Annotated in this window: 8 protein-coding genes and 1 pseudogene; 6 read left to right on the forward strand and 3 right to left on the reverse strand. The window is 72.6% G+C overall.

The features are described 5' to 3' along the window. Window position 1: 1 nt before the first annotated feature. A pseudogene (locus tag ADL22_RS27405) lies at window positions 2-745 on the reverse strand (ATP-binding cassette domain-containing protein). Window positions 746-1012: 267 nt separating this feature from the next. Between ADL22_RS27405 and ADL22_RS27410 the strand changes: the two are divergent. The 5 genes from ADL22_RS27410 (at window position 1013) to ADL22_RS27425 (ending at window position 4995) form a co-directional block, all read left to right on the forward strand. Continuing rightward, entirely contained in the window at window positions 1013-2149 is a 1137-nt protein-coding gene (locus ADL22_RS27410) for an alpha/beta hydrolase (RefSeq protein ID WP_107116413.1), read from the forward strand. 73 nt (window positions 2150-2222) lie between these two features. Next, window positions 2223-3380, forward strand: a complete 1158-nt coding sequence (locus tag ADL22_RS27415; RefSeq protein ID WP_066985434.1) for an MFS transporter — start codon at window positions 2223-2225, stop codon at window positions 3378-3380. 144 nt (window positions 3381-3524) lie between these two features. Beyond that, window positions 3525-4004 (forward strand): hypothetical protein, encoded by a 480-nt coding sequence (locus ADL22_RS27420; protein ID WP_324615616.1) that lies wholly within the window; start codon window positions 3525-3527, stop codon window positions 4002-4004. Next, entirely contained in the window at window positions 3926-4195 is a 270-nt protein-coding gene (locus tag ADL22_RS36890; RefSeq protein ID WP_324615617.1) for a hypothetical protein, read from the forward strand. Before ADL22_RS27420 ends, ADL22_RS36890 begins: the two co-directional genes overlap by 79 nt. Before the next feature lie 434 nt (window positions 4196-4629). After that, window positions 4630-4995 carry a LuxR C-terminal-related transcriptional regulator gene (locus ADL22_RS27425; RefSeq protein ID WP_066985410.1) on the forward strand — a complete coding sequence of 122 codons (366 nt, stop codon included), beginning with the start codon at window positions 4630-4632 and terminating at the stop codon, window positions 4993-4995. A 37-nt stretch (window positions 4996-5032) separates the two neighbouring features. Here the strand turns inward: ADL22_RS27425 and ADL22_RS27430 are convergent, their stop codons facing one another. Together ADL22_RS27430 and ADL22_RS27435 are read right to left on the reverse strand one after the other, a co-directional pair. Then, window positions 5033-5464, reverse strand: a complete 432-nt coding sequence (locus ADL22_RS27430) for a DUF4440 domain-containing protein (protein WP_066985440.1) — start codon at window positions 5462-5464, stop codon at window positions 5033-5035. An 11-nt stretch (window positions 5465-5475) separates the two neighbouring features. After that, the gene (locus ADL22_RS27435; RefSeq protein WP_066985443.1) at window positions 5476-6207 is read right to left on the reverse strand and encodes a TetR/AcrR family transcriptional regulator; all 732 of its coding nucleotides are present in this window, start codon (window positions 6205-6207) and stop codon (window positions 5476-5478) included. Window positions 6208-6349: 142 nt separating this feature from the next. Between ADL22_RS27435 and ADL22_RS27440 the strand changes: the two genes are divergently transcribed. Next, window positions 6350-7518, forward strand: a 1169-nt coding sequence (locus ADL22_RS27440) for an FAD-dependent monooxygenase (RefSeq protein WP_066985412.1), incomplete at its 3' end; no start/stop codon positions are given.

Below are 7518 nucleotides of genomic sequence, written 5' to 3' on the forward strand. Positions count from 1 at the left end.
CTCAGACCTCCTTGCCCATGAGTCGGGTGTAGGCGGCTTCCGCGCGTCGGCCTTCGGGTGTGCCTGCGGCGGCCAGCTTCAGGAACTCGTCGGTCGCGCCCTGGAAACGGACCTCGCCCTGATCGAGGAGGACCACGTGGTCGTAGAGGGTGTCGAGGTCCTCGGTCTGGTGGGTGGAGACAACGACATGGAGGTCGGTCAGCAGGTGGTCAAGCACCTCGCGGAAGACGTGGCGTTGCGAGGGGTCGAGTCCTGCCGTTGGTTCGTCGAGCAGCAGGATCTCGCTGTTGTGGGCGAGCGTTCCGGCGATTCCCATCCGCCGCAGCTGCCCGCCGGAGAGCTGGTGGCTCTTCCGCTCCGCCAGACTGTCCAGTTTCACGCGTGCCAGGGCGTCCTTGGCAGCGGCCCAGGCATCGCTGCGGGACAGCCCCTTCAACCAGCCGATTTACGCCACGTTTTCGCGTACCGTGAGGCCGGGCATCGGCTTGATGTGCTGCGGAAGCCAGCCCACCGCGCGGCGGTAGGCCGCCCGGCTCTTCGCCCGGGAGGGGTCGATACCGCGCCAGGTGACCGAGCCCTCGGTCGGTAAGATCCATGAGGCACCGATCCCCATCAGGGTGGATTTCCCCGCGCCGTTCGGCCCGAGCAGGACCGTGGCCCGGTGGTCCACGGAGAGGTCCAGCCGGTCCAGTACGGGCACTTTCCGTCCGTATCGGAAGGTGCACCGGGTGAAGTGCAGCGACATGCCATCCTTGCTTTCCCGGGCGGATAGGGGGCGGCTGGGACCGGCACTCCGCGCCTCCCCCGCCGCCGATCCCGTCGTCCGGCGCCATCGTTGTCTTGCTACGTCATGGTGGCGGACGCGGCCACCGCCGTTGCGGTTCCAAGCCGGTGGCCCAACGCCCCGTCCTGGCCGGGGGTGTGGCACCTGCGGCGGCCCGGGTCCACCAGCGTTTTTCACCGGGCGCCTGGGTCCTGGCGCCGGGTGGGTGGTTGACTACACCGTATGGATATGGCGCGAGCGTTCCCTGGCTGCGCGGAGGTGCCGAGTACGGCCCGCACGGACGCGCTGACGGCTGGTTGCACGGGCCCCGGCCGGCCTGACCCGGCGCCCCGGTCGGCACCCGCTCCCCCTCTCGATCCCGAACTGGGCGCGGTGCTGGCCGCGTTGGGGGATCAAGCGAGAGAGCCGCTCACCCCGGAGAACCTCGCTGCCTGGCAGCAGCGGGACGCCACCGCCCGGCCCAGGCCGACCGTCCGGGAACTGCGGGCGGGCGGGCGGTTCGAGGTGGAGGAGTTGCGGGTCGGGGTGGGTGCGCCTGAGCCGCGGGCCGGGGCGGCCGCGCCGGATGAGCGCGAGGTGACGCTCGTGTGCGCCCGGCCCGCCGGTCTCGCCGGTCCGCTGCCGGTGCTGTACTACCTGCACGGGGGCGGCCTGGTCATGGGCAATGCCTGGTCGGTGCTGCCGCGCCTGCTGCGTGAATGGGCCCTGCCCCTCCCACTCGCCGTCGTCTCCGTCGAGTACCCCTTGGCACCCCAGGCGCAGTACCCCATACCCCTGGAGGACTGCTACGCCGGACTTGTCTGGCTGGCCGCACACGCGACCGGACTGGGCCTGGACGCGGACCGGGTGATCCTCGGCGGCAAGAGCGCAGGCGGTGGCCTCGCCGCCGCGCTCGCCCTGCTGACTCGCGACCGGGGCGGCCCCGTTCCGATCGGGCAGCTGCTGCTGTGCCCGATGCTCGACGACCGCAACACCACCCTCTCCAGTCACCAGATGGCCGGCCGGGACACCTGGGACCGGACCTCCAACGCCACCGCCTGGCAGGCGGCGCTCGGCGACCGCCGCGGTACGCCGGATCTGCCGCCGTACGCGGCCCCCGCCCGCGCCACCGATCTCTCCGGCCTTCCCCCGGCCTATCTCGACGTCGGGTCGGCCGAGACGTTCCGGGACGAGACCGTGGCCTACGCCAACGCGCTCTGGCAGGCCGGCGGCCAGGCAGAACTGCACGTCTGGCCGGGAGCCTGCCACGGCTTCGACACCCTCGCGCCCCAGGCAGCCGTCAGCCGGGACGCCCGCGACGCCCGTACCCGCTGGCTCCGGCGCCTGATCGACCGCCCCGGCGCGCACCACGACCCCGCCCGCTGAGCACACGTCAGGGCACCGCGTGATCACGACCCAACCAGCCGCCTGGCGCCGGGCGGCGGTGCTCGCGGCCCTGATGCTGGCCGCCTTCACCTTCAACACCGCGGAGAATCTCCCGGTCGGCCTGCTGGACGTGATCGCCGGCGGGCTGGGCGTCTCCCTGTCCGCGGTGGGCTTCCTGGTCACCGGTTACGGTGTGACGGTCGCCGTGGCGTCGCTGCCGCTGGCGCACCTCACGCGGGCCGTGCCCCGGCGCCATGTCCTCGCGGGTCTGCTGGCCACGCTGGTCGTGTCCAGTCTGGTCGCGGCCCTGTCCACGTCGTACTGGCCGCTGCTCGCGGCGCGGCTGCTGACGGCGCTCGCCCAGGCGCTGTTCTGGGCGGTGATGGGTCCGGTCGCGGTGGGTCTGTTCCGGCCCGAGGTCCGGGGGCGGGTGGTCGGGGCGCTGTCGGTCGCCGGTTCGCTCGCCCTCGTGCTCGGTGTGCCCGCCGGGACGTGGCTGGGACGGCAGAGCGCCTGGCCGGTGCCGGTCGCCCTGCTCGCGGCGCTCGGGCTGGTGTGCCTGGCGACGATCGGTGCCCTGCTGCCCACCTCGCGCCCGGAGGAAGGGCACGCGGCCTACGGCACGACACCCGACGCCCGCCGGTTCGCGACCGTCCTGGCGGCCGGGGCCCTGTCCGCCACCGGGGCGTTCGCGGGGTACACCTACCTCGTGACGTTCCTGGGCGAGGTGGGCGGGTTCTCCCAGGCAGCCGTCAGCGTCCTGTTCATGGTGTTCGGGATCGCGTGTCTGGCCGGGGTGAGCGTCACCGGCGCGTTCCTGGACCGCTTCCCGCTCGCCGCACTGGTCACCGCCGTCGCCACCCAGGCGGTGGGCATGCTCGGCCTCTGCGCGGCCGGGGCCCATCCGCCCGCCGCCGTACTGTTCCTGGTGCTGACGGGGGCCGCGCTCGGACCGGTGTTCATGGCCACCCAGCACGCGATGCTGCGGTGCGCGCCGGGCCGCACCGATCTCGCGCTGGCGGCCAATTCCGGTGCGTACAACGCCGGTATCGCGGCCGGCGCCGCACTCGGCGGCCTCCTCCTGCCGCTCGCCGGCGTACGCGCCGCCTTCCTCGCCGGCGGCCTCCTGACCGCCGCGGCCTGCACGGTGCTGGTCGGCGAGCGGCTGCTCCCCCGGAACGGCGCGGGCCCGGCCACCCGGCGCACCGGTCGAACTCCGCCGCAGCCATGAGCATTCCACGGTCCCGCTGACCATTCCAAGTGCCTGAGCACTCCAAGTCCCCGCCCCGCAAGTGCGGAAAACCGCACACCAACCGGGCGGTGAACCGCATACCCCGGCCCCATCCCCCCGCCTGGCGTGCAGCGCATGATCGCCATGTCGGCCTCAGTGCCGCTTCTCACCACCGCTGCCGAGCCTGCCGGCGGCATCGCCGGCTGGACCGTCGACGTCATGGGCGCCCTCGGTGCCGCCGGCGCCGGGCTGACCAACCTCGTCGACACCGTCCTGCCGTTCATCCCCAGCGAGGTCGTCCTCCCGGTCGCCGGTTTCGCGGCCGGGCAGGGCCGTCTGAGCCTGGTCGCCGTCATCGTCTGGACCACCGCCGGCTCCATCGCCGGCTCCTGGATCGTCTACGCCGCCGGCGCCCTCCTGGGCCGCGATCGCACCCGCGCGCTCGCCGCCCGCATCCCGCTCGCCCGCCCGCCCGCCCGCCCGAGATCGACCGGGCCGAGGAATGGTTCCAACGGCGGGGCCGCGCCGCCGTGTTGGTGGCCCGCATGGTGCCGGTGGTGCGCAGTCTCATCTCCGTCCCGGCCGGCATCCAGCGCATGCCGCTACCGGCCTTCACCGCGCTGACCGCCGCCGGCAGCCTGGTCTGGAACACCGCGTTCGTCCTGCTGGGATACTGGCTCGGCGACAACTGGCGGCTGGTGGAGGAGTACGGGGGAATGGTGTCCAAGGCGGTGGTTGCGGTGGCGGCCCTCGCCGTCGCCCGCTGGTTCGTGGTGCGGCTGCGTCGCCGCCCGGGCGCCAGGCATCGCGCATGAGGGCCGTGCGTACGGCGGCCGGTCTGGCGCTCGGCACCGTACCGGTGTGCGCGGCGCTGGTCGCCCTGGCCGCCTGGGCGTGGCGCGGTGGCGCCGGCCGGTGATAGCGGTGGCCGCCCTGGAGCGGCGGCGGGTGGCGCGGCGCGCCTGCTCGGCGGCGCCGCGCCGGACCAGGAGGCCACGGCCCCGGACGGTACGGCCCCGTACGGCACCGCTCGCCCAGGCACCGCCTCTCGCGCGCAGGCCCCCGCCCTCCCCGGCCGCATCGATCCGCGACGCGCCGCCGCGTATCTGTGGTGCCGCGTTCCCGTCGGGCTGCTCGGCGGCGGGGCGCTGTTCCTGCTGGCGGCGGGCGGCTGGACGACCGCCGCCGGCCTGGCGCGCTGGCTGGCCGGCCAGGACGTCGAAACGTCGAGCCCAGTTACGCCACCGAATTGCTCGCCGCGGACACCCGCGGCATGGGATATCTGCTCAAGGACCGGGTCGCCAGAGTCGAGGAATTCCTCTCCGCGCTGGAGCGGGTGCATACCCGGGACACGGTGTTCGATCCGGAGGTCGTACGCCGTATGCCGAGCCGTTCCCGCCATACCGACGAACTCGCCCTGCTGACCGACCGCGAACGGGCCGTGCCGGCGCTCATGGCCCAGGGCCACACCAATACCGCCATCGCGCAGCAACTCTTCGTCTCCAGAAGCGCGGTGGAGAAATACGCCAACGCGGTTTCCGACGAGCTCCGGCTACCGCGGGACAGCGGCACGAACCGCCGGGTCCTGGCGGTCCTGCGCTTGCTGGGAAGCTGAGCATTTCGCCTTGCTCACCCCCGCTTTCCGTACGCCGTCAGGCCACCCCGGGCGGTACCCGAGTGGCCTGGTGGTAGTACATCCGCCAGCCCCCGTTCCCGTCTTCCCCGGCCCCGTCCGCCTTGCGCCAGATCGAACTGTGCCGCGTCCGGCGATCGCCGAGCACCGTCTCGAACGTCAGATGCACCAGCCCCGGCGCCAGCCGCACGCCCGACATCCGCGACGGCTCATAACGGGGCCCCTCCTCCGGACTACCCGCGATATCAGGCAATTCCGCGAGCATGGACTCGTACGTCCACCGCCGCCCCGACCCGCCGACCTCCACGAATTCCGGATCGAGCAGCCGCGCCGCCCGTTTCCGAGAGGACCTGACCCGCGGATCCATGAGCCGCGACTCGGCCGCGATCGCCTGCCTCACCTCTTCCGCGGCATCCTCGTCCTCCAGCCCCGTATCGCGGCCCACCCTCATCGCGTCCCCCTTCACCGTGCCCGCTCGTCGATAAGCGCCGCCAATCCGTCCAGAATGCGATGCAGGCCGAATTCCCATGCCTGGTCCTGCCCCCCGGAAGCGGCCACCGACGCCAGGGCCTGACTGAGCGCGGGAAAGCGCGCACCATGCTCCCGCATCAACTCCCCCAGAACCGCCCCCAGTTGCTCCTCCGCGTTGCCCTCGGCGCCGCCCTCAGCGCCTGACGCGGCACGAGCCTGCTGAGTGATACCACGCACATGGCTGACGAGCAGCACCGCCGCGTCCATCCGTTCGGCGCCGGTCAGTCCCGTACCGTCCAGCGCGGCGACGGCACGCTCCATCCAGGACAGCTCCCCCGGGCCCATCACCCGAGGCCCGACGGTGACCTCCAGCACCCAGGGGTGCCGCCCGAAAACATCGGCCAGGCCGCGGGCCCACTCCTCCAGCTGCTCGCGCCAGTCGCCACGGCGGCCCTCGCCCTCCGGGCAGGGGCCGATCGCGGCGTCCACCATCAGCGCGACCAGCTCGGCCTTGCCCGGCACATACCGGTACAGCGCCATCTTGGTCACACCCAGTTGCGCGGCGACCCGCTGCATGGAGACCTCGGCCAGCCCTTCCGCGTCGGCGAGTTCGATGCCGGCCCGCGCGATGCGGTCCAGATCGAGCGTCGGCCTGGGCCCCCGCGCCGGCTTGGCCCGCGTCCCCCACAACAGCCGTACGACAGCGGCCTGTTCACCACCCATCACCGCACCCTCCGCCCTTGCCTGCCTCGCCGTACACCGCGCCGTGCACTGTCTCGCACCGCGCCTTGCCAAATGAACTGTATCTACGGTACACAATAAATATCCGTGTCCGAGGGACACAGTTTCTGAGTGGAGGACCACCATGAACCGCAACGTCCTGATCTCCGGTGCGAGCATCGCCGGCCCGGCCCTGGCCTACTGGCTGGGCCAGTACGGCTTCCGCCCCACCGTCGTCGAACTGGCCCCGGCCCTGCGCGAGGGCGGCCAGGCAGTCGACTTCCGCGGCGAGACCCACCTCACCGTGCTGGAGCGGATGGGCCTGCTCCCCGAACTCCGCCGGATCCAGACCGGCGGCAGCCCGATGCGCTTCGTCGACGAGCACGGCCGGACCCAGCTGCACCTGCCGGCCGAGTTCGCCGGCGGCGAGATCGAGGTCCTCCGCGGAGACCTGGCGCGGGTGCTGTACGAGCGCAGCCTCCCCCGCACCGAGTACCTCTTCGGCGACTCCGTCACCCGCCTCACCGAGACGCCCACCGGCGTCCGGGCCGACTTCCGCAGCGGCCTCACCCGCGACTTCGACCTGGTCATCGGCGCGGACGGCCTGCACTCCAACGTCCGCCGCCTCGCCTTCGGCCCGGAGGAGGACTACGTGAGCCACCTCGGCTACTACGCGGCCACCTGGCAGCTGCCCAACGACCTCGGGGTGGGGAAGGGCACCATCGGCTACAACACGCCGGGCCGGCTCGCCTCCGTCGGCGCCGGGCACCAGGACCCGTCCCAGGCACGCGCGTTCTTCGTCTTCGCCGCGCCCCAGCTCGCGTACGACCGCCACGACCCGGAACAGCAGAAGCGCCTGATCGAGGACGCGTTCGCCGGCCTGGGCTGGGAGGTGCCGCGCCTCCTCGCCTCGCTGCGCCAGGCGCCCGAGCTGTACTTCGACTCGATCAGCCGGGCGGACGTCGACACCTGGTCCAAGGGACGGATCTGCCTGGTCGGCGACGCCGCCTGCGGGGCCACCATCGGCGGTATGGGCACCGGTACGGCGATCGTCGCCGCCTACGTCCTGGCCGGTGAACTCGCGCAGGCCCAGGGCGACCACCGAACGGCCTTCGCCCGCTACGAGAACAGGCTCCGCAAGTACGCCAAGGGCTGCCAGACAGGCGGCGACCGCACCGGCAAGTTCCTCGCCCCCGGCACCGCCGCCGGTATCCGCTTCCGCAACTCCCTGCTCTCCCGCCCCCTGTTCCTGAACGGCATGCTCAAACTGGGCGAGAAGGTCAGCAGCACCGTAGCCCTTCCCAACTACCCCGC

Origin of the sequence: Streptomyces sp. NRRL F-4489 (assembly GCF_001509485.1) — a bacterium.
Classification (GTDB): domain Bacteria; phylum Actinomycetota; class Actinomycetes; order Streptomycetales; family Streptomycetaceae; genus Streptomyces.